This window comes from Mycobacterium sp. HM-7, from assembly GCF_053852335.1.
Window position 1 is genome coordinate 4,310,427 of record NZ_CM132657.1, and the last position, 23,815, is coordinate 4,334,241.

27 protein-coding genes are annotated in these 23,815 nt (G+C 67.5%); 15 read left to right on the top strand and 12 right to left on the bottom strand.

Translation table 11 applies throughout. The features are described from left to right. Positions 1–37: 37 nt before the first annotated feature. The 3 genes from ACWW1C_RS20715 to ACWW1C_RS20725 all read right to left on the bottom strand — a co-directional run bounded on the left by ACWW1C_RS20715 (position 38) and on the right by ACWW1C_RS20725 (position 3,271). On the bottom strand, positions 38–892 hold the full coding sequence (locus tag ACWW1C_RS20715; protein ID WP_455980020.1) for a TIGR02569 family protein: 855 nt from the start codon (positions 890–892) through the stop codon (positions 38–40). A 36-nt stretch (positions 893–928) separates the two neighbouring features. Beyond that, complete coding sequence (moeZ, locus tag ACWW1C_RS20720; RefSeq protein ID WP_455980021.1) at positions 929–2,107, bottom strand: adenylyltransferase/sulfurtransferase MoeZ; 1,179 nt, start codon at positions 2,105–2,107, stop codon at positions 929–931. A 120-nt stretch (positions 2,108–2,227) separates the two neighbouring features. Then, the gene (locus ACWW1C_RS20725) at positions 2,228–3,271 is read right to left on the bottom strand and encodes a DUF3152 domain-containing protein (RefSeq protein ID WP_455980022.1); all 1,044 of its coding nucleotides are present in this window, start codon (positions 3,269–3,271) and stop codon (positions 2,228–2,230) included. Positions 3,272–3,528: 257 nt separating this feature from the next. Here ACWW1C_RS20725 and ACWW1C_RS20730 point away from each other — a divergent pair, with 257 nt between their 5' ends. Beyond that, positions 3,529–4,206, top strand: coding sequence for a TetR/AcrR family transcriptional regulator (locus tag ACWW1C_RS20730; RefSeq protein ID WP_455980023.1), 678 nt, complete (start codon positions 3,529–3,531; stop codon positions 4,204–4,206). Positions 4,207–4,278: 72 nt separating this feature from the next. Here the strand turns inward: ACWW1C_RS20730 and ACWW1C_RS20735 are convergent, their stop codons facing one another. Next, positions 4,279–4,515 carry a DUF3107 domain-containing protein gene (locus ACWW1C_RS20735; protein ID WP_455980024.1) on the bottom strand — a complete coding sequence of 79 codons (237 nt, stop codon included), beginning with the start codon at positions 4,513–4,515 and terminating at the stop codon, positions 4,279–4,281. Positions 4,516–4,888: 373 nt separating this feature from the next. On the opposite strand from ACWW1C_RS20735, the gene ACWW1C_RS20740 reads away from it, so the two are divergent. Then, the gene (locus ACWW1C_RS20740; RefSeq protein ID WP_455980025.1) at positions 4,889–5,842 is read left to right on the top strand and encodes a hypothetical protein; all 954 of its coding nucleotides are present in this window, start codon (positions 4,889–4,891) and stop codon (positions 5,840–5,842) included. A 36-nt stretch (positions 5,843–5,878) separates the two neighbouring features. Here ACWW1C_RS20740 and ACWW1C_RS20745 read toward each other — a convergent pair whose 3' ends face one another. Further along, positions 5,879–6,592: a ferritin-like fold-containing protein gene (locus ACWW1C_RS20745; protein ID WP_455980026.1), complete on the bottom strand. Its 714-nt coding sequence runs from the start codon at positions 6,590–6,592 to the stop codon at positions 5,879–5,881. A 297-nt stretch (positions 6,593–6,889) separates the two neighbouring features. Between ACWW1C_RS20745 and ACWW1C_RS20750 the strand changes: the two genes are divergently transcribed. Continuing rightward, a complete protein-coding gene (locus tag ACWW1C_RS20750; RefSeq protein WP_455980027.1) occupies positions 6,890–8,446 on the top strand; it encodes a DEAD/DEAH box helicase in 1,557 nt (518 codons plus the stop codon). 20 nt (positions 8,447–8,466) lie between these two features. Further along, positions 8,467–9,681, top strand: a complete 1,215-nt coding sequence (locus ACWW1C_RS20755) for an Rv3212 family protein (protein ID WP_455980028.1) — start codon at positions 8,467–8,469, stop codon at positions 9,679–9,681. 9 nt (positions 9,682–9,690) lie between these two features. Here ACWW1C_RS20755 and ACWW1C_RS20760 read toward each other — a convergent pair whose 3' ends face one another. Next, positions 9,691–10,494 carry a ParA family protein gene (locus ACWW1C_RS20760; protein ID WP_455980029.1) on the bottom strand — a complete coding sequence of 268 codons (804 nt, stop codon included), beginning with the start codon at positions 10,492–10,494 and terminating at the stop codon, positions 9,691–9,693. Positions 10,495–10,592: 98 nt separating this feature from the next. Between ACWW1C_RS20760 and ACWW1C_RS20765 the strand changes: the two genes are divergently transcribed. The 5 genes from ACWW1C_RS20765 to ACWW1C_RS20785 all read left to right on the top strand — a co-directional run bounded on the left by ACWW1C_RS20765 (position 10,593) and on the right by ACWW1C_RS20785 (position 16,361). Then, a complete protein-coding gene (locus ACWW1C_RS20765) occupies positions 10,593–11,180 on the top strand; it encodes an acid phosphatase (protein WP_455984370.1) in 588 nt (195 codons plus the stop codon). 35 nt (positions 11,181–11,215) lie between these two features. Next, complete coding sequence (locus ACWW1C_RS20770) at positions 11,216–12,262, top strand: isochorismate synthase (protein WP_455984371.1); 1,047 nt, start codon at positions 11,216–11,218, stop codon at positions 12,260–12,262. Positions 12,263–12,275: 13 nt separating this feature from the next. After that, on the top strand, positions 12,276–12,767 hold the full coding sequence (locus ACWW1C_RS20775) for an N-acetyltransferase family protein (RefSeq protein ID WP_455980030.1): 492 nt from the start codon (positions 12,276–12,278) through the stop codon (positions 12,765–12,767). A 70-nt stretch (positions 12,768–12,837) separates the two neighbouring features. Next, the gene (locus tag ACWW1C_RS20780) at positions 12,838–14,964 is read left to right on the top strand and encodes an adenylate/guanylate cyclase domain-containing protein (RefSeq protein WP_455980031.1); all 2,127 of its coding nucleotides are present in this window, start codon (positions 12,838–12,840) and stop codon (positions 14,962–14,964) included. Further along, a complete protein-coding gene (locus tag ACWW1C_RS20785; RefSeq protein WP_455984372.1) occupies positions 14,964–16,361 on the top strand; it encodes a mechanosensitive ion channel family protein in 1,398 nt (465 codons plus the stop codon). The genes ACWW1C_RS20780 and ACWW1C_RS20785 overlap by 1 nt, the downstream gene beginning before the upstream one ends. Positions 16,362–16,365: 4 nt before the next feature. Here ACWW1C_RS20785 and ACWW1C_RS20790 read toward each other — a convergent pair whose 3' ends face one another. Both ACWW1C_RS20790 and aroQ read right to left on the bottom strand, forming a co-directional pair. Further along, the gene (locus ACWW1C_RS20790) at positions 16,366–16,755 is read right to left on the bottom strand and encodes a hypothetical protein (protein ID WP_455980032.1); all 390 of its coding nucleotides are present in this window, start codon (positions 16,753–16,755) and stop codon (positions 16,366–16,368) included. After that, positions 16,752–17,195 carry a type II 3-dehydroquinate dehydratase gene (aroQ, locus tag ACWW1C_RS20795; protein ID WP_455980033.1) on the bottom strand — a complete coding sequence of 148 codons (444 nt, stop codon included), beginning with the start codon at positions 17,193–17,195 and terminating at the stop codon, positions 16,752–16,754. Before aroQ ends, ACWW1C_RS20790 begins: the two co-directional genes overlap by 4 nt. Before the next feature lie 78 nt (positions 17,196–17,273). Between aroQ and ACWW1C_RS20800 the strand changes: the two genes are divergently transcribed. The 3 genes from ACWW1C_RS20800 to whiB1 all read left to right on the top strand — a co-directional run bounded on the left by ACWW1C_RS20800 (position 17,274) and on the right by whiB1 (position 19,147). Further along, positions 17,274–17,630 (top strand): YchJ family protein, encoded by a 357-nt coding sequence (locus ACWW1C_RS20800; RefSeq protein WP_455980034.1) that lies wholly within the window; start codon positions 17,274–17,276, stop codon positions 17,628–17,630. A 52-nt stretch (positions 17,631–17,682) separates the two neighbouring features. Next, complete coding sequence (locus ACWW1C_RS20805) at positions 17,683–18,642, top strand: diacylglycerol/lipid kinase family protein (protein ID WP_455980035.1); 960 nt, start codon at positions 17,683–17,685, stop codon at positions 18,640–18,642. Between the two features lie 250 nt (positions 18,643–18,892). After that, entirely contained in the window at positions 18,893–19,147 is a 255-nt protein-coding gene (whiB1, locus tag ACWW1C_RS20810) for a transcriptional regulator WhiB1 (protein ID WP_043392449.1), read from the top strand. Positions 19,148–19,281: 134 nt separating this feature from the next. On the opposite strand, the gene ACWW1C_RS20815 is transcribed toward whiB1, so the two are convergent. After that, positions 19,282–20,775 (bottom strand): sensor histidine kinase, encoded by a 1,494-nt coding sequence (locus tag ACWW1C_RS20815; RefSeq protein ID WP_455980036.1) that lies wholly within the window; start codon positions 20,773–20,775, stop codon positions 19,282–19,284. 29 nt (positions 20,776–20,804) lie between these two features. Further along, positions 20,805–21,020, bottom strand: a complete 216-nt coding sequence (locus ACWW1C_RS20820; protein ID WP_036421130.1) for a biotin/lipoyl-binding carrier protein — start codon at positions 21,018–21,020, stop codon at positions 20,805–20,807. A gap of 137 nt (positions 21,021–21,157) precedes the next feature. Here ACWW1C_RS20820 and ACWW1C_RS20825 point away from each other — a divergent pair, with 137 nt between their 5' ends. Continuing rightward, positions 21,158–21,232, top strand: coding sequence for a 50S ribosomal protein bL37 (locus ACWW1C_RS20825; protein ID WP_085976028.1), 75 nt, complete (start codon positions 21,158–21,160; stop codon positions 21,230–21,232). A gap of 51 nt (positions 21,233–21,283) precedes the next feature. On the opposite strand, the gene rsrA is transcribed toward ACWW1C_RS20825, so the two are convergent. Continuing rightward, positions 21,284–21,595: a mycothiol system anti-sigma-R factor gene (rsrA, locus tag ACWW1C_RS20830; protein WP_455980037.1), complete on the bottom strand. Its 312-nt coding sequence runs from the start codon at positions 21,593–21,595 to the stop codon at positions 21,284–21,286. Beyond that, positions 21,595–22,221: a sigma-70 family RNA polymerase sigma factor gene (locus tag ACWW1C_RS20835; RefSeq protein WP_455984373.1), complete on the bottom strand. Its 627-nt coding sequence runs from the start codon at positions 22,219–22,221 to the stop codon at positions 21,595–21,597. The genes rsrA and ACWW1C_RS20835 overlap by 1 nt, the downstream gene beginning before the upstream one ends. 221 nt (positions 22,222–22,442) lie before the next feature. On the opposite strand from ACWW1C_RS20835, the gene ACWW1C_RS20840 reads away from it, so the two are divergent. Both ACWW1C_RS20840 and ACWW1C_RS20845 read left to right on the top strand, forming a co-directional pair. Continuing rightward, complete coding sequence (locus tag ACWW1C_RS20840; protein ID WP_455980038.1) at positions 22,443–22,934, top strand: aminoacyl-tRNA deacylase; 492 nt, start codon at positions 22,443–22,445, stop codon at positions 22,932–22,934. 23 nt (positions 22,935–22,957) lie between these two features. Next, positions 22,958–23,806, top strand: a complete 849-nt coding sequence (locus tag ACWW1C_RS20845) for an SDR family oxidoreductase (protein ID WP_455980039.1) — start codon at positions 22,958–22,960, stop codon at positions 23,804–23,806. Positions 23,807–23,815 lie beyond the last annotated feature (9 nt).

A 23,815-nucleotide genomic window follows, 5' to 3' on the forward strand; every position in this document is an offset into this window, starting at 1 on the left:
AACGGCGCACGCTGCCATTCGAACGCCGGTACGCCGGCTACAGCACCAGACGGACCAAGGCTGCGGTGCGGGCCAGACCCGGGAAGGCCGCCGCGGTCGACCGGGGGTGCAGCGCATGCACCGCGAGCCGGAAGATCAAGGCGCGCAACAGCATCTGTGGCCACTCCGGCAGCGATGCCCAGCGCTCGATGAGACCGTCGTCGGCTTCACCCCACGACAGCGCGTCGACGACGACCACACCGGCGGCCCACGACGCCGGACGCCAGTACGGCGTGATGTCGGTGATGCCCGGCGCGGCGGTGCCGGCGAACAACACGGTGCCGTAGAGGTCGCCGTGGACGAGCTGGCTCGGGTTGCGGGTCGGCTTGCGCAGCGACGCAAGCTGATTGATCAGTTCGACCGAACGGCGACCGTCGGTCGTACCCGGCACCACGCGGGCACCCGGCGGCAACGACTGCAGCGGCCGGTCTTCCCAGGCAGCCCGGTCGGCGGCGATGAACACGTCGACGTCGCTCCATGGCACCGCGGGGGGCTGCGTCAGGAACCGCGGACGCTCGAGCTTGGCGGTCGCCTCGTGCAGCCGCACTGCCGCCGAGACGATCTCGTCGTGCCGCGGTTCGGGGGTACCGGTGACGAACGTGTCGGCGCGCCAGCCGGCGACGACGTAGCGACCGTCGGTCGCGCGCACCGGGCGGGCCAGCCGGACTCCGTCGACGAACAGCGTCTCGCGCACCTTGGCCGACCACGAGGCCCGGGCGTTGTCGGCGACCATGGACAGCACGACCTCGCCACAGCGCCAGCCGCCCTCCCAGCTCGAGCCGAGCGGCACCGGCCGGAGACCGGTCAGGCCGAACGCCGTGAGCACATGTTCGGGAGGACGGTCGACGGTCACCCGATCAGACTAAGGTGTGCCCGGCCGTACCTGACGTCAGTACATGACCATGTCGGGTTCGAGTTGCCTGGCCCAGGCCACGATTCCGCCCTGCAGGTGCAACGCGTCGGCGAACCCGGCCTGCTTGAGGGCGAGCAGGGCCTCGGCCGACCGGATCCCGGTCTTGCAGTACAGCACCGCAATTCGGTCCTGTGGCACGCGGGCCAGCCCGGCCCCGGTGTCGAGCGTCGACTTGGGGATCAGTTCGGCGCCCTCGATGTGGTTGATGGCCCACTCCGCGGGTTCCCGCACGTCGATCAGTGCGATGGGCTTGCCGGAATCGAGCATGTCCCGCAGCTCCAGCGGGGTCACGGTCGCGTCCGCCGCTGCCGCAGCGGCGTCCTCCGAAACCACGCCGCAGAACGCGTCGTAGTCGATGAGCTCGGTGATCTTCGGCGTCGCCGGATCCTTGCGAATCGCGATGGTGCGATAGGTCATGTCCAGGGCGTCGTAGATCATCAGCCGGCCGAGCAGAGAATCCCCGATACCGGTGATCAGCTTGATGGCCTCGGTGCTCATCACCGAGGCGACCGAGGCGCACAGGATCCCCAGCACCCCGCCCTCGGCGCACGACGGCACGGTGCCGGGGGCCGGTGGCTCCGGGTAGAGGTCGCGGTAGTTCAGCCCGCGCCCGTCGGGGGCGTCCTCCCAGAACACCGACACCTGGCCGGCGAAGCGGTAGATCGAGCCCCAGACGTACGGCTTGTGGGCCAGCGCTGCGGCGTCGTTGACCAGGTACCGGGTGGCGAAGTTGTCGGTGCCGTCGAGGATCAGGTCGTACTGCTCGAAGAGCGGCACCGCGTTGTCGGTGTCGAGCCGGAACTCGTGCAGATGGACGGTGACCAGCGGGTTGATCTCCAGGATCGACTCGCGGGCACTCTGCGCCTTGGACTGGCCGATGTCGGACTGGCCGTGGATGATCTGGCGCTGCAGGTTCGATTCGTCGACGACGTCGAACTCGACGATGCCGATGGTGCCGACGCCGGCCGCCGCGAGATAGAGCAGCGTCGGGGACCCCAGTCCCCCGGCGCCGATCACGAGAACCCGCGCGTTCTTCAGCCGCTTCTGCCCGTCGACGCCAAGGTCGGGGATGATCAGGTGGCGGCTGTACCGCGCCACCTCATCGCGGGTCAGTTCGGCCGCCGGCTGCACCAGCGGCGGCAACGGGGATGCCATGCCCTCAACAGTAATCAGCGGGTTCGCATGACATTTCGGGGCCGCTCGGCGGCGACGAGCGGGCGCTGCGTGTACGCGAATTGCGGCGTGTTGCTGTGCAAACACGGCCGCTCGCGGGGGTCAGGGAATGGGGTACGGCCAGGAGTTGACGTGGCAGGTCTTGCCGTCGGCCTTGACCGACTCCGGGTCGAACTTGGCGTCGTCGTTGTTGTTGGTCGAGAAGGTCTGCTGCATCATGATCGGCGCCAGCCCGCCGTTGTCGCCGCACGGCTCGTGCATGCGGAAGCCGAGGGCGTGCCCGACCTCATGGTTGATCAGGTACTGGCGGTACGAGCCGATATCGCCCTGGAACGGCACCGCGCCGCGCACCCAGCGCGCCTCGTTGATGAACACGCGGGACTGGGCCTTGCCACCGTCGGCCGGGAAGTACGCCGGGTTGAAGCACGACGACTCCAGCTGGATGTCGTAGCCACAGCCCTCGCGCACCGTCATGGGCGAGGTCAGCGAGACCCGGAAATCGGGCTTCTCCGGCGAACTCTCGTCGAGGCGGGTGAAGGCGAACTTCCCGTCGTGCGTCCAGCTCTTCGGGTTGGCCAGGGTTTCGGCGACCATCCGTGCGAACGCCTCGTCGCCGCCGAAGCTGGTGGTGTCGACGCCGTCCTCCACCTCGACGGTGTAGGTCACCGCCTTGGTGGTGCCCTGACCGATCTTGGGAGTGGTGCCAGGCACGATGTGCCAGGCCTTGGCGCCGGCCTCGGTGATCGGCCCGCCGTCGGGGAGGATGCCGGTGGGCAGGTTGACGTCGAACTGGGTCAGGCCCTTGGGTGGTGCGCCGACGATCGCGGTGCTCGCCGAATTGGTGGGCTGACCGACCAGCGGGACGTGCGGATGAGTCGGTGCGATCGCCTTGGGGCCGGAGATTCCCTGGTAGACCACGATTCCGGTGACGACGGCAAGAGCCGGCAGCGCGTACGCGCGCCAGCCGTACGTGGAGATGAAGCGACCCAGCCAGGACTGCTTGCGCCACTGCTGGCGGTCGTCGCGGTTCGACCGGAGCCGCCCGGAGTCCTCGGCCACCGGATCCCGCTGCGCGCGCAACGGCTCATGCCACTCGTTGCGCACCACAGGGACGCGACCGGTGCCTCGGCCCGGGTCGTAGGTCACCGAACCAGGATGGCATAGAGCTGCGCGAACGCCTGCCACGGCACGCCACCGGCCGTTCAAGTGCCGCAGACGCAATCGCCGAACCGCTGGTAGCGCGCAAATGCCCGCCAACTAACGGTAGTAGTGTCGTGGCGATAAACTGCCGGGTCGGTCAACCTGAACAGCAAGTTGGGCGGCCATGAACAACGGGGTCCAGGCCGGGCCCTGAACAGTTGGTCACGGACACGTGTGCCGGACAATGCCAGATTGAGGACGTGATGAGCGAGGTTGCCAACACCTCTGACGCCAGGGGAACGCAAGCCGGAACCGACGGCGCGCAGGGCGGCCCGACCACGAGCCGGCGAGGCAACCGACTGCCGCGGGACGAACGGCGCGGCCAGCTGCTGATCGCGGCCAGCGATGTCTTCGTGGACCGCGGCTATCACGCCGCCGGTATGGACGAAATCGCCGAACGTGCGGGCGTGAGCAAACCGGTCCTGTACCAACACTTTTCGTCGAAGCTGGAGCTGTACCTGGCGGTGCTGCAACGGCACGTCGACAACCTGCTGCAAGGCGTGCGGGGCGCACTGAGCGCCACTACCGACAACCGGCTGCGCCTGCGCGCCGCGGTCGAGGCCTTCTTCGACTTCATCGAGCACGACAGCCAGGGCTACCGGCTGATCTTCGAGAACGACTACGTGACCGAGCCGCAGGTGTCGGCGCAGGTCAAGGTGGCCACAGATTCGTGCACCGACGCGGTGTTCGACCTGGTCAGCAGCGATTCCGGGCTGGAGCCCCATCGTGCCCGGATGATCGCCGTCGGCCTCGTGGCCATCAGCGTCGACTGTGCCCGCTACTGGATCAACAACGACCGGCCGATCTCGAAGGACGCCGCGGTGGACGGCACGGTGCAGTTCGCCTGGGGCGGACTGTCACACGTTCCACTCACTCGCTGACGCGGCCCGACCGAACAGAAAAGCTGCCCCCTTCCGAGCGGAAGGGGGCAGCTTTTTGCTTGCGGGCTGGTGTCAGTCCTTGCCGGTGACGCCGAAGCCGACCCGGCGAACGTCGGCCGCGCCGATCTCGACGTAGGCGATCTTGGCGGTCTGCACCAGGAACCGGCGGCCCTTCTCGTCGGTCAGCGCGAGCACGCCCGACTCCTGGCCGAGCGCGTCGGTCACCAGCTTCTCCACTTCCTCGGGAGTCTGCGCGCTGTTGAGGAACAGTTCGCGCGGGCTGTCGGTGACCCCGATCTTGACCTCCACGCTGACCCCTTTCATTCGTTTCAAGACTTCATTCGAGCTGCGATCGAACTCTCCCAGGAGGCTAGTGGACGACGACGGCCGGGGTACCCGGGGGCACGTTCGCCGTAGGCGAACCACGTGCGGAGGCCGCCCGTAGGCGAATCAGCGCGCAGGACCCTTGGACGCCGCCGGCGAGGTCACGACGTCGTCACAGTTGTCGGCACGAAAACACCGCGCGGCGGCACCTCTTTTCGAGGTCGCGGCGGGTCGGCTCGGCACCGTCGACCGAACCGAGTCCCGACCGTTACCGGGCGGCCAGCGAGCCGACCTCATCCGTAACTTCGGCACCATTAGCATCGTTGAGGTAAGTGATACTCGACCGGGGAAAGTCGCCATGAGCAGGACATATTCGCGATATTCAGCACCGTCGGGGGCGTCCACCGGCAGCTACGGGGACACCCCGAGCCACCAGGGCTACGACCGCGGCTACAGCTACGGCTCCAGCTACGGCTCCAGCACCGGGTACGGCAGCACCGACTACGCCAGTGACCGCACCCGCTCGTACGGCTCGTACAGCTCGTACAGTTCAGCCACCGACCTGGCCGACCGCCCGACAGGCGAGTACACGGGCACCTACAGCGACACCGACCGGTTCACCGCGGCCGACGCGGAGTACGCCGGTGGCGATGCCGACGCCGCGTACGACGACTACGACGACTACGACGACTACGACGACGAGATCTACGAGTACGACGACGCCATCGACCGGCGCTGGGTCTGGGTGGCCGGTGTCGCCGGCGCCATCCTGCTGGTCGCGGTCATCTGCACCGTCGTGATCCTCGGCGGCGGCGACAGCGGGCCCGTCACCGCGCCCATCACGCCGCCCAGCACCAGCCAGGCCGCAACGCCGACCGCCTCAGCCGCGCCGTCGGCCGCTCCCCGCCCCCGCGTGACGGCGGCGCCGCCGAGCGCGTCGCTGGCACCCGAGACCGTCACGACGGTCACACCGACCGCGCCGGCCCCGACGGCCGAGGCCGTCCCGCCGGTCGACCCTGCGGCCGTGCCGGCCGCACCGGTCCCGAACACCGTGACGTACCGCGTCGCAGGCACCAAGTCGCTGCTGGACCTGGTGACGGTGATCTACACCGACGGCCAGGGCGCGCTGCAGACGGACGTCAATGTGGCGTTGCCGTGGGCCAAGACGGTCACGCTGAACCCTGGCGTGGCACTGAGCTCGGTGACTGCCACCAGCGTCACCGGTCAGCTGAACTGCTCGATCAGCGACGGGTCGGGCGCAGTGGTCGCCCTGCAGAACAACAACACGATGATCACCACCTGCACGAAGTAATCACCGCAACTGCACCACGGAACCGGGTGCGTGAACTCAGCCGAGGCCGAGTTCGCGTACCCGGTTTTTGTGTGTCTCCTGCAGGCGCTCGAAGAACTCGGTCATCTGGGTCAGGCCCTCGCCGCTGGACAGCACCAGGTCGACGAGTTCGTCGTGCTCGGCCATGACGAACTGTGCCTGGGTGATCGCCTCACCCAGCAGCCGCCGCGACCACAACGCCAGCCGGTGCCGCTGTCGGTCGCTCGCACTCACGGCGGCCCGCACCTCGGCCACCACAAACTGGGAGTGGCCGGTCTCCGACAGCACCGCGCGCACCACGTCGGCGGCCTCGGCCGGCAGCGAGCCGGCGATCTCGAGGTAGAAATCCGCCGCCAGGGCGTCGCCGACGTAGGTCTTGACCAACGCCTCCAGCCAGGTGCTCGGAGTGGTCAGCCGATGGTAATTCTCCAGTGCCGGAGCGTATTTCGTCATCGCCGGGACGACGTCGACCCCGCGGCGCAGCAGCGCCTCGCGCAGCACGTCGAAGTGGCCCATCTCGGCCGCGGCCATCCGCGCCAGGTTGATCCGGCCGGCCAGGTTCGGCGCCATCCGCGCTTCCTCGGTCAGCCGGTAGAACGCGGCGACCTCGCCGTAGGCCAACAAGGCGAACAACTCGTTGACACCGGGATGATCGCCGGACACCGCCGGCTGCACCGGAGTTGCCGTCTGCTCGGGCAGCGCCTGGGACCTCGAAGGCGACGGGGAAGGCATGGCCCCAACTGTAGACCGCGACTCGCATCACAGCCGACCGGCGATGCGACCAGCTACAATGGTCTCGGCTGCAGCCAGATCTATACGAGATCGGGCGCAACCAAGGAAATGTGCGTGCACGTGTTGGCCCGCCTCCATCCGCGACCGACGCGGTAGGCGGTTCTCCAGCTCGCCGGAACACCCGGCTGAATCGGCAGAATCGCCCCGAGGGCCCAGTGTTGATCGTCAGACTCGTGCGCGCGTGGACAAACAGCGAGCACAGACTCCGATGACACTGGAAGGCATCCACGCCACCTCATGACCGCATTGACTGCAAAGACAACAGAAGAAAAAACATTCGCTGACCTCGGCGTCCGGGACGAGATCGTCCAGGCGCTCGCCGAAGACGGCAAAGCCCACCCGTTCGCCATCCAGGAGCTGACCCTGCCCCTGGCGCTGGCCGGCGACGACCTCATCGGTCAGGCCCGCACCGGTATGGGCAAGACCCTGGCGTTCGGTGTGCCGCTGCTGCACCGCGTCGCCTCCGACCCGTCGCTGCCGCTGACCGGCACGCCCCGCGCTCTCGTCGTCGTCCCGACCCGCGAGCTCTGCATCCAGGTGTACGGCGACCTCACGATGGCCGGCAAACACCTGAAGGCCGGCGGAGCCGGGGAACGCAAACTCCGCGTCGAAGCCATCTACGGTGGCCGTCCCTACGAGCCCCAGATCGAAGCCCTGCAGCAGGGCGTCGACGTCATCGTCGGCACCCCGGGCCGGCTCCTCGACCTGGCTCAGCAGGGCCACCTGCAGCTCGGCGGCCTGAGCGTCCTGGTCCTCGACGAGGCCGACGAGATGCTGGACCTGGGCTTTCTGCCCGACATCGAGCGCATCCTGCGGCTGACCCCGGATTCGCGTCAGGCCATGCTGTTCTCGGCCACGATGCCCGACCCGATCATCACGCTGGCCCGCACCTTCATGAACCAGCCGACGCACATCCGGGCCGAGGCCCCGCACTCGGCAGCCACCCACGACTCCACCAAGCAGTACGTCTACCGCGCCCACGCGCTGGACAAGGTGGAGATGGTGACCCGGATTCTGCAGGCCAACGGCCGCGGCGCGACCATGATCTTCACCCGCACCAAGCGCACTGCCCAGAAGGTGTCGGACGAGCTGGCCGAGCGCGGCTTCAAGGTCGGCGCCGTGCACGGCGACCTGGGCCAGATCGCCCGCGAGAAGGCGCTCAAGTCGTTCCGTAACGGCGACATCGACGTGCTGGTCGCGACCGACGTCGCGGCCCGCGGCATCGACATCGACGACATCACGCACGTCATCAACTACCAGATTCCCGAAGACGAGATGTCGTACGTGCACCGCATCGGTCGTACCGGCCGCGCGGGCAAGACCGGTATCGCCGTCACGCTGGTCGACTGGGACGAGCTGACCCGGTGGTCGATGATCGACAAGGCCCTGAATCTGGATTGCCCGGACCCGGCCGAGACCTACTCCCGCTCGCCGCACCTGTACGAAGAACTGGACATCCCGACCGACGTCACCGGCTCGATCGGGGCGTCCCGGGCCAAGCCGGCGAAGAAGTCGGCAGCCGAACCCGAGCTCAAGCGCGAATCGAGCGCCGACAAGGATCGCCCGGCCCGCGGCCGCAGCCGGTCGCGCCGCCGCACCCGCGCCGGAGAGTCGGCCACGGGTCATGTCGAGACGTCCGGTGCAGCCGAGGGCGACACCGCCGACGCCGGTGCGCCGGCGGGCGACAGCCCCGCCGAATCGAGCCACTCCGGCCGCCGCCGTCGGCGTCGTCGTCCGAGCAAGGCCGGGGCTGCTCCTGAAGCCGCGGCCGTCGCAGCACCTGCCGCCGAATAGCCGCAGGTCGTCGGCGCCTTATGGTCAAACCGGAACGACGTACCAAAGCTGATCTGATCGCCGCCACCGCCATCGTGGCGGCGGTCGCGATCGGCGCTGCGCTGATCTGGTGGAACAGCGATGCGCGGGCCACCGTCAGCCGTCCCGCCGACCGTCCCATCCCGGCGTTGCACGCCGCGAAGTCGGTGCCGTCAACTCTGCGCGAACTGTGGACAGCGGCCAGCGGCAAGACCGCCCAGCCGGCAGTCGTCGGCGGCGTCGTGGTGACCGGTGACGGCGATGAGATGCTCGGCCGTGACCCGGACACCGGCAACACCCTGTGGAGCTACTCCCGCGACCGTGAACTGTGCGGTGTCACCACCGTGTACCAGTTCGCGGTGGCCGTGTACCCCGACGGCCGCGGCTGTGGGCAGGCCAGCGCCATCGACGCGAGCACCGGGCGCCGCGGCCCCGCCCGCAGCAGCCTCGCCGACGCCGAGGTGAAGCTGTCCACCGACAGCACGACCATCCTGTCGTACGGCGACAGCCGGCTGGAGCAGTGGCGCTCGGACCTGGTGCGGATGATCAGCTACGGCTACCTCGATGCGGTCGTCAAACCCGGCGTCCCGGCCTCTCCCCTGTGCCGATTGACGTCTGCCGCAGCCAGCCCGGCGTCGGTGGCCGTCATGGAGGCCTGCCCCAAGCAGAACGACCTGCGGCTGACGCTGCTCAAGGCCGGCAAGGAAGAGGACCAGCCCGACGTCAAACGGGTCGCGCTGCCCGGTGTCAGCGTCGACTCCGAAGCGCAGGTGATCGCGGTGTCGGAGACCAAGGCGGCGATCTATCTGCCGACACCGCAGCCGTGCGTGAACGTCATCGACGAAACCGGCAACACCATCGCCAGCACCTTGCTGCCGCGTCCCGCTTCGCCGGTGACGGCGACGACACGCGTCGGTGACATCGTCACCTGGTACACAGGCGACTCGGTGCTCGTCTTCGATGCCAGCGGACTGCGCTACCGCTACACCGTCAGCGCGCAGGGCGGCCAGGCGCCGATCGGCCCGGCCACCATGCTGGCCGGGCATCTGCTGGTTCCGGTCACCAGCGGCTACGACACGTTCGACGCGCAGAGCGGTGCCGGCCAGACGCACATCGCGCTGGCCCGGAAACCAGTCAACACCGCGGTCATCCCCGCCATGGCCGGCCCGACGCTGCTGGAACAGCGCGGCGGCCAGCTGGTCGCGTTGGGTCAGTGACCCGCGGCATCACACCTCGGGGGTGAAGACGGGCAGCGCCTTGTTCTTCTTCCAGTGCTTCAGCAGCGACTCCGCCAGCTCGCGATAAGCGATGGCGCCCTTGTTTTTTCGGCCCGCGAGGACCGACGACCCGGAGGCGCTGGCCTCGGCGAACCGCACCGTCCGCGGGATCGGCGGGGCGAGCACCACCAGGCTGTAGCGGTCGGCGACGTCGAGCAGGACGTCCCGGCTGTGGGTGGTCCGGGCGTCGTACAGCGTCGGCAGCGCGCCCAGCAGCCGCAGGTCGGGGTTGGTGATCTGCTGTACGTCGGTGACGGTCCGCAGGAACTGGCCGACGCCGCGGTGCGCCAGTGTCTCGCACTGCAGCGGCACGACGACGTCGTCGGCGGCGGTCAGGCCGTTGAGCGTCAGTACGCCCAGTGACGGCGGGCAGTCGATGATCACCACATCAAACTGGCCGGCGACCTTCGCCAGCGCACGCTTGAGCGCGTACTCCCGGCCGGCCCGCATCAGCAGCATCGCCTCGGCGCCGGCCAGGTCGATGTTGGCCGGCAACAGCGTCATGCCCTCTGCCGTCGAGACCAGGGCGGTGTCCGGCTCCACGTCACCCAGCAGCACCTCGTGCACCGATACCGGGAGCTTGTCCGGATCCTGGCCGAGGGAGAAGGTCAGACAGCCCTGCGGATCGAGGTCGACGAGCAGAACCCGCTGACCTTCCTCGGCCAGCGCTGCGCCCAGTGATGCCACTGTCGTCGTTTTTGCGACCCCACCTTTTTGATTGGCGACCGCAAGTACCCGTGTCACGGTGCCCATCCTGACACGCGGCCATGTGGCGCCGCTCACCGTGGGGCAGAATCTCGGGCGTGAGTATTGGAGTCGACCCGGCAGGCCAGCTGCTGACACACCGGCTCATGCTGCTTCGGCACGGGCAGACCGAATGGTCCCGCAGCGGCCGGCACACCGGTCGCACCGACCTCGAACTGACCGCGGAAGGCCGCCAGCAGGCCGTCAGCGCCGCCTCGGCGCTGGCCGCGCTGAAGCTCGACGACCCGCTGGTGATCAGCAGCCCACGGCAACGGGCCGTGGTCACCGCAGAACTGGCCGGGCTGGACGTCTCCGAAACCACCGAACTACTGGCCGAGTGGGACTACGGCGACTACGAGGGCCTCACCACACCGCAGATTCGCACGCAGGTCCCCGACTGGCTGGTGTGGACGCACGGCTGCCCCGGCGGCGAGAGCCTGGCCGACGTCAGTGCCCGCGCCGACCGCGCCGTGGCGCTGGCCCTGGAGCACATGGCGACGCGCGATGTCGTATTCGTCGGGCACGGCCATTTCTCCCGGGCCGTGATGACCCGGTGGATGGAGCTTCCGATCACCGACGGGATCCGCATCTCCATGGCGGCGGCCTCGATCTCGGTGTGCGGCTTCGAGCACGGCGTGCGCCAGTTGGTCGCGCTCGGGCTGACCGGCCACCCCAACCCGTGCCTGCCCGAGTGACGCCGCTTTTCGTGCTGGCCGGTCCCGACGGGGTCATGCTGGCCGACGGCCCTGCCGAGGCCTTTCCGGATCTGCGCGTCGCGCGGCAGGCATTGGCCGACGACGAGGTGCCGATCCTGGTGGGCGCCTTGCCTTTTGACCTCGACGCGCCCGCGGCGTTGATGGCACCCGCCACCGTGACCTACGCGCACACGCTGCCCTTCAGCGACGACCGGCTGCCGGCGGTCCGGATCGCCGCCAGCCTGCCGTCGCCCGACGAACACCGGGCTCGGGTGGCCGCGGCGGTGCAGGCCCTGCGCGACCCCGCGGCCGGCTTGCACAAAGTGGTACTGGCCCGGGCGCTGCAGCTCGTCGCCGACGACGCGCTTGACCCGTATGCGGTGCTGAGCCGTCTTGCCGAGGACCACAGTGCCACCGCATTTTTCACCGATCTCAGCGCCGCCGGCGCGCCGTACTCGGGCACCGCGCTGCTCGGCGCCAGCCCGGAACTGCTGGTGGCACGCCGCGGCGACGTGGTGACGTGCAGGCCGTTCGCCGGCTCGGCACCCCGGTCCGCCGACCCCGAGACAGATGCCGCCAACGGCGCGGCGCTGGCGGCGTCGGCCAAGAACCGGCACGAGCACCAGCTGGTGGTCGACATCATGCGTGAGGCTCTCGAACCGCTGTGCTCCGAGCTCGACATCGCTGCCGAGCCGCAGGTGAGCGCCACCACGGCCGTCTGGCATCTGAGCACGCCGATCGTCGGGCGGCTGCGCGACGCCTCCACCACCGCACTGGATTTGGCCATTGCGCTGCATCCGACGCCGGCCGTCGGCGGAGTGCCGACCGCGGCGGCGGCGCGCCTGATCAATGAGCTGGAAGGCGACCGCGGTTTCTATGCCGGCGCGGTCGGCTGGTGCGACAGTGTCGGCGACGGCCGGTGGGTGGTGTCGATCCGGTGCGGCCAGCTGTCCGCCGACCGGATGTCGATCGATGCCCGTGCCGGCGGCGGTATCGTCGCCGAATCCGACCCCGATGACGAAGTCACCGAGACCACAACAAAATTCAGGACCATGCTGACGGCGTTGGGAGTAGCGCAATGACGGGACACCACAAATGACGACGACCATCCGCCCCGCCGTGCCCGGCGACGAAGTCGAGATCACCGCGATGATCCACGAACTGGCCGCATTCGAAAAGGCCGCCGACCAGTGCACGGTGACCGAAGCCCAGATCCGGACCGCGCTGTTCGGGGGCGCCGAGTCGGGACAGGCCGCCGTTTCCGGTCATGTCGTCGAAGTCGACGGCCGGGCGGCGGCATTCGCGCTGTGGTTCCTGAACTTCTCCACGTGGGACGGGGTATCCGGCATCTACCTCGAAGATCTCTTCGTGCGCCCCGACTTCCGGCGTCGTGGCCTGGCCCGCAAGCTCCTCTCGACGCTGGCTCAGGAATGTGTCGAACGTGGGTACTCGCGCCTGCAGTGGGCGGTGCTGAACTGGAATGTCAATGCCATCGCCCTGTACGACGAGGTCGGCGGCAAGCCGCAGACCGAGTGGACCACCTACCGGGTGTCCGGCCCCGAACTGACGGCGCTGGCCCAGGGCTGACCTTTCGAACACCGGGTTGCACCAGCAACTTCGGTGTTAATCTGCGGCCGGGTCAACCGGAGGGACGGCAATGCGATTCCAGCGTCGGCAACTGCTGTCCAGAGTGAGCATCCAGTCGAAGCTCGTGGTGATGCTGGTGCTGTGCACGATCGTCGCGGCGACCGTCGTCGGTGTCATCGGGTTCCGGGCCGGTCGAGCCTCCCTGCGGGACTCGGTTCTCAACCGGCTCACCGAACTTCGGCAGTCGCAGTCCCGCGAGCTGAAGGATCAGCTGTCCGATCTGAAGAACTCGATGATCATCTACGCGCGCGGCGCCCACACCCAGGCCGCGCTCGTGGACTTCACCGCCGGATTCGACGCGCTGGCGGACAAACCCGTCAGTCCGGCGCAGTCACAGTCGATCACCGACTACTACACCAACACATTTCTCAAAGAGGTGCAGCAGTCCAGCGGCGCCAAACTGAATGCCGATCAACTGCTCCCGAGGGACAACGCGCAGCGATACCTGCAGGCGAACTACACCGCCGCACGGAAAGACGACGACACGGCGGTCAAGATCGACGACGCCCATGACGGCAGCACCTGGTCAGCGGCGAACGCCCGATACCAGGATTTCTTCCGGCAGATCGTCACCCGGTTCGAATTCCAGGACGCCATCCTGCTCGACAACCGCGGCAACATGGTCTACACCGCGTACAAGGACGTCGACCTGGGCACCAACATCCTGACCGGTCCCTACAGCGGCTCCAAACTCCGTGGCGCATACGAGAAAGCGATGTCCGCGAACTCTGTCGACTATGTGGGCATCACCGATTTCGAGATCTACCAACCGGCGGAGAACCAACCCACCTCCTGGATGGTCACCCCGATCGTGACGGCGGGACGCGCGATGGGTGTGCTCGCCCTCCAGTTCCCGATCTCGAAGATCAACCGGCTGATGACCTTCGACAAGCGCTGGAACGAATCGGGTCTGGGCAACACCGGTGAGGTCTTCCTCGTCGGGCCCGACGACCTGATGCGTTCGGATTCCCGGATGTTCCTGCAGAATCCGCAGCAATACAAGCGCGACGTCGTCGCGGCGGGAACCCCGGCCGACGTCGCCGACCGGGCGATCCAGTTGGGCGGCACCACACTGGTGCAGCCGGTGCCGTCGGAGACGAACCGGCAGGCCTTGCGCGGCGAGTCGGGCACCCGCCTGTCCACCGACTACCTGGGCCACGAGGTGCTACTCGCCTACGCCCCCATCGTGATTCCCGACGCCGAACTGCACTGGACCATCATCGGCAAGATCGATACCGCGGAGGCCTTCCAGCGGGAGACCGCATTCACCCGGACCATGGTGTTGACGACGGTCGGGATCATCTTCGCCGTCTGCATCGCGGCGATGTTCCTCGCTCAGCTTTTCGTCCGGCCGATCCGGCGGCTCGAAGCCGGCGCGCAGCGGATCAGCGCCGGCGACTACAACGTCACCGTACCCGTCGAGACGCGAGACGAGATCGGTGAGCTTACAGCGGCTTTCAACGAGATGAGCCGAAGTCTGACCGTGAAAGAGGAGCTCCTCGTCGAACAGCGCAAGGAGAACGCCAAGCTCCTGGCGCTCCTGATGCCCGAACCGGTCGCCGAGCGTTACCAGCAGGGCGAGGAAATCGTCGCCGAGGAGCATCAGAACGTCACGGTGATCTTCACCGAGATTCTGGGGCTGGACCGCTTGCAGGCCGAGCTTACGTCCGCCGGTTCACTCGCGGTGGTCAACGAGATCGAGCGCCAATTCGACGCGGCCGCAGACAGTCTCGGCATCGAACGCGGCCGCCCGATCCGCAACGGCTACCTGGGCAGCTGCGGACTCAACGTGCCGAGGCTGGACAACGTCCGGCGGACCGTCGACTTCGCGCTGGAATGCCAACGGATCATCGAACGATTCAACAGTGAAACGGACAACCACCTGAGCCTGCGAGCCGGCATCGACACCGGCACCGTCAGCAGCGGCCTCGGCGGTCAGCACTCCGTCGTGTACGACATGTGGGGCGCCGCGGTGAACGTCGCCTATCAGGTCAAGAGCGGTTCGCCGCAACCGGGAATCGACGTCACCGACCGGGTTTATCAGGCGCTGCAGGCCACCATGACGTTCACTTCTGTCGGCACCATGTCCGTGGACGGGGCGGACGAGCCGATCTGGAGGCTGGTGGCACCGCAATGATCGCCGACGTTTTCACCTCGGCCTGGTTCTACTGGGCCGTGGGCATCGCGGTCGGATTGCCCATCGGGCTGGTCGCGCTCACCGAATGGCAGCACGCGCTGCGCCGCAGACAGAGCTTCCTGCTCCGGCCGGTGACCGTGCTGCGCAACTACCTGCTGCCCCTGGGCGCGCTGCTGCTGCTGTTGACCGAAGCCCGCCAGGTCCCGGCCGAAGCCACCTCGGTCCGCACCGTCGCAACACTTTTCGCGTTCGTCGTGCTGATCCTGCTGCTGTCCGGGGTGAACGCCACCCTGTTCCAGGGCGCCCCGGCCGGGACATGGCGCAAGCGGGTTCCGACGATCTTCGTCGACGTCGCCCGGTTCGTCCTCATCGCCGTCGGCCTGGCGGTGATCTTCTCGTACATCTGGGGAGCGAACGTCCGCGGCCTGTTCACCGCGCTGGGCATCACCTCGATCGTCATCGGCCTGACACTGCAGAATTCGGTCGGCCAGATCATCTCGGGCCTGTTGATGCTGTTCGAGCAGCCGTTCCAGATCGGCGACTGGCTGGACACCACCGCAGCCCGGGGCCGGGTGGTCGAAGTCAACTGGCGTGCAGTGCATCTGGAGACCGGCGCCGGAACGCTGATCACCCCCAACTCGGTCCTGGCCGGCGCGTCGTTCACCAATCTGAGCCGGCCCGCGGACGCGCACTCGATCACCGTGACGACGATCTTCTCGCTCGACGATCCGCCGAACCAGGTGTGCGCCATGCTGACCGGGCTGGGCGCCGAACTGCCCATGCGCCGCCGCGAGGGCACCGTGTCGTCGACCCCTGCCGGCGGGCTCCAATATCAAACCACCATTCCACTGCACTCCCCCGCCGACGATGCACACGCGAAAACACTTTTCCTGCAATGGGTCTGGTACGCCTCCCGGCGGACTGGCCTGCACCTGGACGAAGCCGACGACGAGTTCTCCACGCCCGAACGGCTCGCAGAGGCTGTCAGGCGCGTCATCGCGCCGACGCTGCACCTGAGCGACGAAGAGCAGACCGAACTCGCCCCGGCGGCGACCCTGGAACGCTACGCGATCGGCGAAGCGATCCAGCGTTCCGGCGAGGTGCCGGAAGGCATGCGATTCATCGTGTCCGGTCGCATCCAACTGACCACGGGCACCACCGATGAGCCGGGCGCGGTGATCGGAATCCTCGACGAAGGCGGCTATCTCGGTCAGAGCACGCTGACCCGCCAACCGGTCATCGGCAATGCACACGCCCTCGACGAGGTCACCCTGGTACACGTCGAGCGCGACCACATCGAGATGGTGGTGCAGCGAAATCCGGTGCTGTTACAGGAATTCGGCCGGGTCATCGAGGACCGCCGGGCCCATGCCCAGCGTGCCTTGAGTGCTGACTGAAATCTCAGTCCCGCTTCGAGATCCACTCCACGGTCGATGGGCTGAACAACAACGCGAGCGTGACGATGGCGACGAGCCCGACCACGATGGCGTACTGCAGCTGGCCGGATTGGAAGACGTACCAGGCGACGCCGAGCAGCAGCAGGTTGGCGAACACCCCGATGCCGCGGCCCCAGCGTCGACCGGTGATCAGCGCCCAGCCGCCGGCGAGCACCGCCCCGCCGATGCACACCAGCCAGATCGCATTGCCGTAACCATTGACGATGTGCTGGTCGGCACCGGCCAGCCCGCGCACCACGTACACTGCGGCCCCGATCAGTCCGAGCACGCCTTCGGCCGCGACCAGGAATCCGGCGCGGCGTACGGACGGCGGATGGATCGTCGGTTCGCTCACCGCGACAACCGATCTGCCAGGTACCGCACCGCCAGCTCGTAGCCGATGGGCCCCGCGCCGGCGATCACGGTCTCGGCAACAGCCGAGACATACGAGTGGTGCCGGAAGGCCTCGCGCTTGTGGATGTTGCTCAAATGCACTTCGGCAACCGGCAATTCGGCCGCAGTCAGGGCGTCGGCGATGGCCACCGACGTATGGCTGTATGCGGCGGGGTTGATCACGATGCCGACGCAGTCGGTACGCGCCGCCTGGATCGCATCGACCAGCTCGCCCTCGTGATTGCTCTGCACCGCCCGCACGGAGTAGCCGAGTTGTGCGGCCAGGTCGGTGACGGCCTGCTCGATCTGCGCCAGGGTGGTCGAGCCGTAGATTTCCGGCTGGCGAGTGCCCAACAGATTCAGGTTGGGCCCGTTGACGAGGAGCAGGCGGCGATCGGTCACCTACTCACGGTACCGGCTGCGAACAGGCAGAATTGCCGGGTGCCGACCAACAATGAACCGTGTCGCTGCGATACCGGGATGGCATACGCCGACTGCTGCGGCCCGCTGCACCGCGGCGAGCGGCCCGCTGTCACCGCGGTAGCGCTGATGCGTTCGCGGTTCACCGCGTTCGCTCTCGGCGACGTCCACTACCTGCTGACGACGTGGCACCCGAGCGCCCGGCCGGCAGACCTCGACCTCGATCACGACGTCGTCTGGCGCCGGCTGCAGATCGTCGACACCGAGGCCGGTGGTGCGGACGATCAGGCCGGCGTGGTGCAGTTCCGCGCCCAGTACGTGCGCGACGGCAGTCGGCACATCCTGCACGAGCGCAGCCGCTTCACCCGCAGCCGAGACGGCCGTTGGCTGTACGTCGACGGCGATTTCGTGGAGTAGTACCCCGGCGACCGAGTTGCCGACGGTCGCGACGCGGATAGGCTCGTCACCCGTGCGTGCCGTGCTGATCGTGAATCCGAACGCAACCTCGACGACCCCGGCAGGCCGGGACCTACTTGCCCACGCGCTGGAAAGCCGCGTCGACCTGACGGTGGCGCATACCGACCATCGGGGCCATGCCATCGAGATCGGCCACCAGGCCGCCGCTGACGGCACCGACGTCGTGATCGTGCACGGCGGCGACGGCACGGTGAACGAAGTGGTCAACGGCATCCTCGGGCACGCGGGTGGGGTGCCCGGCGCCTCCAACACCGCCGTCGGCGTGGTGCCCGGCGGTTCGGCGAACGTCTTCGCCAGGGCCCTCGGCATCAGCCCCGACCCGTTGCAGGCGACCAATCAGCTCGTCGACCAACTCAGCGAATACCGTCGAGGCGTGCCCTGGCGGCGCATCGGGCTGATGGACTGCGGTGACCGCTGGTCGGTGTTCACCGCCGGCATGGGGGTGGACGGCGAGGTCGTGGCGGCCGTCGAGGAGCAGCGGGCCAAGGGCCGCAAGGTGACCGCGTCGCGGTACATCCGGGTGGCGATCCGCGAGGCCGTCGGCAGCGCGCGGAAACCCCCGCGGCTGACGTTGCACCTACCGGACCGCGAGCCGATCCCGGGCGTGCACTTCGCCTTCGTCTCGAACGCCAGTCCGTGGACCTACGCCAACAGCCGGCCGGTCTGGACCAACCCCACAACGACATTCGAGACGGGGCTGGGTGTATTCGCGACCACCAGCATGGGCATCTGGGCCAACCTTCGATTGCTGCGACGGATGCTGTCGCGTACGCCACAGATCGAAGGTCCCCATCTGATCCGTGACGACGACCTGCCATGGCTGCGCGTGACAAGTGACACACCTATTGCGTGCCAAATTGACGGAGATTTCGTTGGCCTGCGCGAAAGCATGACGTTCACGTCGGTTCCGGCGGCGCTCAATGTGGTCGCGCCACCAGCGATAGCACAGTGACCAGCGATCTTGATAACACTTTGCAAAATTTAGGGCGCAGGTGGGCCAAGTGTAGTACAACTGGTTTAGGGGCCTGCCAACCCGGGTCCGCAGTGACATTGCCCACGAGTTAACGCGCCGCTATTGACATCTGTCCAGCCTGTGAAAACATCAGATGCAACAGTGCAGAAACATTTCGTGTGCACCCGTTAACAGCCGAAGTGAAAAAACCTTGCGCGCTTTGCTGCGCGCCCAGTGAGGAGTGTTGACCATGGATTGGCGCCACAAGGCGGTCTGTCGCGACGAGGATCCGGAACTGTTCTTCCCCGTGGGAAACAGCGGCCCGGCCATCGCGCAGATTGCTGACGCGAAGCTCGTGTGCAACCGCTGCCCGGTGACCACGGAGTGCCTGAGCTGGGCACTGGAGTCCGGCCAGGACGCGGGCGTCTGGGGCGGTATGAGCGAAGACGAGCGTCGCGCGCTGAAGCGTCGCAACGCGCGCACCAAGGCTCGCACCGGCGTCTAGCCACCACGGCATTCGAAAATGACCCCGGCGACGAGCCGGGGTCATTTTTTGTCTGTCGAGACCAGCCGCACCGCGAAATATATTGCGCGGCTGGGTTATTGCGCCATACCTATTGCGTAGCCCTACCGCGGTGCCTATTGCGCGGCTCGGCCGCGGCGACCGATCGGGACGCGCAACACCACATCCGTACCGCCGCCGGGCGCCGCATTCATGCTCAGCGTGCCGTCGAGCACCGACGACACCTGTGTCTGCACGATCTGCAACCCCAGGCGGTCCGAGTTCTCGAGGGTGAACCCCTCGGGCAACCCGTGCCCGTCGTCATGCACAACGACGTCGAGCCAGCGCGCGGAGCGGTCGGCCTTGATGGTCACGCTGCCGGGCTCGGTACTCGGGTCGAAAGCGTGCTCGATGGCGTTCTGCACCAGTTCGGTGATGACCATGATCAGCGCGTGTGCCCGGTCGGCGTCCAGCACGCCCAGATCGCCCTCCCGCCGCACCCGAATGGGTGTCCCCAGCGACGCCAGGTCGTTCATCATCGGCAGGATGCGGTCGATCACCTCATCGAGGTTCACTTCCTCGTCCACCGACAGCGACAGGGCATCGTGCACCAGCGCGATCGACGACACCCGGCGCACCGAATCGAGCAGCGCCTCGCGCGCCTCGGCGTTGTTCATACGGCGGGACTGCAGCCGCAGCAGCGCGGCCACCGTCTGCAGGTTGTTCTTCACCCGGTGGTGAATCTCGCGGATCGTGGCGTCCTTGGACAGCAGGGCACGGTCGCGGCGCTTGATCTCGGTGACGTCGCGGACCAGAACCGCCGCGCCCACCGCGTTGCCCCCGACAGACAGCGGGATGGTGCGCAGCAGCACCGCGGCCCCGCCGGCGTCGATCTCCATGCGCATGCTGGAGCCGCCCGCCAGCAGGTCGCGGACGTGGTTCGCCAGTTCCTGCGCGTCGAAGGGGTCGGAGATCAACGGACGGGTGACGCTGATCAGGTTCTGGCCGTCGAGCTCGGTGGCCAGCCCCATGCGGTGATAGGCGGAGATGGCGTTGGGGCTGGCGAAGACCACCACCCCGTCGACATCCAGCCGGATCAAGCCGTCGCCGACGCGGGGACTCGACCGCGACATCGGCACATCACCGACGTTCGGGAACGTCCCCTCGGCGAGCATGCGCAGGAGATCGCGCGCACAGTCCAGATAGGCCTGCTCCAGGGGCGCGACCTTGCGACGGTCGGCCAGGGCGGTCTGGTGGGTGAGCACCGCGACGACGTCGTTGCCGTAGCGGACGGGTACGGCCTCGAGATTCAGCCGCGAATCACCTTGTGCGGCAGAATTTTCCTTGCCGCGGCCGATGAGCCCGGTTTCGAAGGCCGCGGTGACGGCGGGCATGTCGGCAGCAGAGTTGGTGGTTCCGACCGCGTCGGCGAACAGCACCGTCAGCGCCGTGTTGGGCCGAATCTGGGCCACGCACACCAGCGCCCCGTCGTCGCGCCGGACCCACATGAGGTAATCGGCGAACGACAGGTCGGCCAGCAGCTGCCATTCACCGACCACGGCGTGCAGGTGGTCGACGGCATTGCCGGGTAGGACAGTGTGCTCGGCGAGCAGGTCACCGAGAGTGGACATGTCGCGCTATCCGCTTTTTTGGGGGGCGCCTAGCCGATGACGGCGATCAGATCGCCGGCCTGGATCACGTCGCCGACAGCCACGTTGACGGATGTCACCGTGCCGGCGACCTCGGCCAGCACCGGAATCTCCATCTTCATCGACTCGAGGAGCACCACCGTGTCACCCTCGCCGATCTGGTCGCCCTCGCGAACCACGACCTCGAGCACACTGGCCACGATTTCAGCGCGAACGTCCTCGGCCATCTTCACCCCACTCGTCTACGTATCTGTCCGCAGGCGGTGCCTGCGGCCTCTATTGCACCACAGCACCACGGTTTGCAATTGGGTGGCGTGGCCGTGCGACACTGTAGGGCGAGCAACCGAACCTTTGGAGGACCATCATGGCCAAGCGTGGCCGCAAGAAGCGTGACCGTAAGCACTCGAAGGCCAACCACGGCCGGCGTCCCAACGCCTGACCCACCGCCTTCCAAAACCGCCCGGCTCCCCAGAGGAACCGGGCGGTTTTTTCAGCCGCGGATGATGGTGGTGCGGCTGATCTCGAGCTTGAGCCGCGCACGCAGGCCCTCAGGGGCCTTCTCGCCGCTGCACTTGGTGGCGATCAGCGCCTTAACCCGCTCCTCCACGCCGTACTGGCGCAGGCAGGTGGGGCATTCCTCCAAGTGGAACCGCAGCTTGTCGCGCGTCTCGCTGGTGCATTCCCCGTCGAGCAGGGTCCATACCTCGGCGATCACCGCGGCGCATTCGGGGTGCTCAGGGTCGACCGGGCCGATCGGCGGCTGGAAATCGTGCCCGTCGGGCCGGGTGAACTCGTCGCCCATCAGGACACCTCCTGGGTGTCGAGGCTCTCCCCACGGAGAAAGCCGCGATCCCGGGCAACGCCCGACAACAGTTCACGCAGCTGCTTGCGGCCACGGTGCAGGCGGGACATCACCGTCCCGATCGGGGTATCCATGATTTCGGCGATCTCCTTGTACGGGAAGCCCTCGACGTCGGCGTAGTACACCGCCATCCGGAACTCCTCCGGCAACGCTTGCAGCGCTGCCTTGATTTCAGTGTCCGGCAGCGCTTCGAGCGCCTCGACCTCGGCTGAGCGCAGACCGGTCGACGAGTGCTCGGCGTTGGCCGCCAGCTGCCAGTCGGTGATCTCGTCAGTCGGGTACTCCGCCGGCTGCCGCTGCTTCTTGCGGTAGCTGTTGATGTACGTGTTGGTCATGATCCGGTACAGCCACGCCTTGAGGTTCGTGCCCTCACGGAACGAATGGAAAGCCGAATAGGCCTTGACCATGGTTTCCTGCACCAGATCCTCGGCGTCCGCGGGATTGCGCGTCATGCGCAGCGCGCCGCCGTAGAGCTGATCCAACAGCGGAATGGCGTCGCGTTCGAAACGCGCCGTCAGCTCCGCATCGCTCTCGACTGCGGAACCCAGCCCGTCTATGTCGGTCATCGTGGTCGAGACCGTCCCTTCTGTCGCGGCGCCACGCAACAGGTCCGGCAACTCGACCGGACGTTCCAGACATGCCGTTGGCACCTGTGTCCCCTTCCGTCCGATCCTAGAGGCTGCGACCGACAAGTACGTCAGCCATTAATTGACCATGCTGACGGGAGTAACAGCAGCGCACCGCCGCGTTGTTCCCAACGAGGTTCCCGCCCCTACCCTTGGACGCCATGGCGAGCGCGGCAACCCCGGCGATCAAGGCCCTGCAGGCCGCCGGAATCAGCTACGAAGTACGGCAGTTCCGGCACGACCCGCGGGCGACGTCGTTCGGCGACGAAGCCGTCACCGAACTCGCCGCGGGAGGGTTCGTCGCAGCCCAGATCTTCAAGACGCTGGTACTGGCGATTCCCGGCGGTCTGGCCGTCGCGGTACTGCCCGTGCCCGCCAAGTTGTCGTTCAAGGCCGCGGCGACCGCGCTCGGCGTGCCCAAGACCGAGATGGCCGAGCAGGCGGCTGCGCAACGCTCGACCGGATACGTCGTCGGTGGCATTTCGCCACTGGGACAACGCAAATCGTTGCCGACGGTTGTCGACGAGTCGGCGCTGGGCTGGGACCGGGTCCTGTGCAGCGCAGGCAAACGCGGACTGGACATCGTGCTGGCCCCGGCGGACCTGGTGGCCGCCACCTCGGCAGTGACCGCCGCGATATGTACTCCGCGGTAACTCCGGCGACATAGGGTGTGCGCATGACACTGTCCGGGAAGACCATGTTCATCTCCGGTGCCAGCCGTGGCATCGGCCTGGCCATCGCCAAGAAGTTCGCGGCCGACGGCGCCAATGTGGCCCTGCTCGCCAAGACCGCCGAGCCCCATCCCAAACTCGAGGGCACCGTGTACACCGCGGCCAAGGAGATCGAAGAGGTCGGTGGCCAGGCGCTGCCGATCGTCGGCGACGTGCGCGACCCCGACTCGGTCACCGCCGCGGTGGCCCAGGCCGTCGAGCAGTTCGGCGCCATCGACGTCTGCGTGAACAACGCGTCGGCCATCAACCTCGGCTCCATCGAGGAAGTGCCGATGAAACGCTTCGATCTGATGAACGGCATCCAGATCCGCGGCACCTACGCCGTCTCGCAGGCCTGTATCCCCCACATGAAAGGCCGCGAGAATCCGCACATCCTGACCCTGTCGCCACCGCTGCGACTGGAGTCCGAGTGGCTCAAGCCGACCGCCTACATGATGGCGAAGTACGGCATGACGTTGTGCGCGTTGGGCATCGCCGAAGAAATGCGCGAGGCCGGCATCGCCTCGAACACCCTGTGGCCGCGCACCCTGGTCGCCACCGCCGCAGTACAGAACCTGCTCGGCGGTGACGAGGCGATGGCCAAGGCCCGCAAGCCCGAGGTGTACTCCGACGCCGCCTACGCCGTCTTCAACAAGCCGGCCCGCGAATACACCGGACAGAGCCTGCTGTGCGAGGACGTGCTGCTGGACTCCGGCGTCACCGACCTGTCGGTGTACAACTGCGTGCAGGGCGGCGAACTCGGCGTCGACCTGTGGGTCGACACCCCCAACCCGCCCGGATACACCGGTCCCTGACCGGCCACT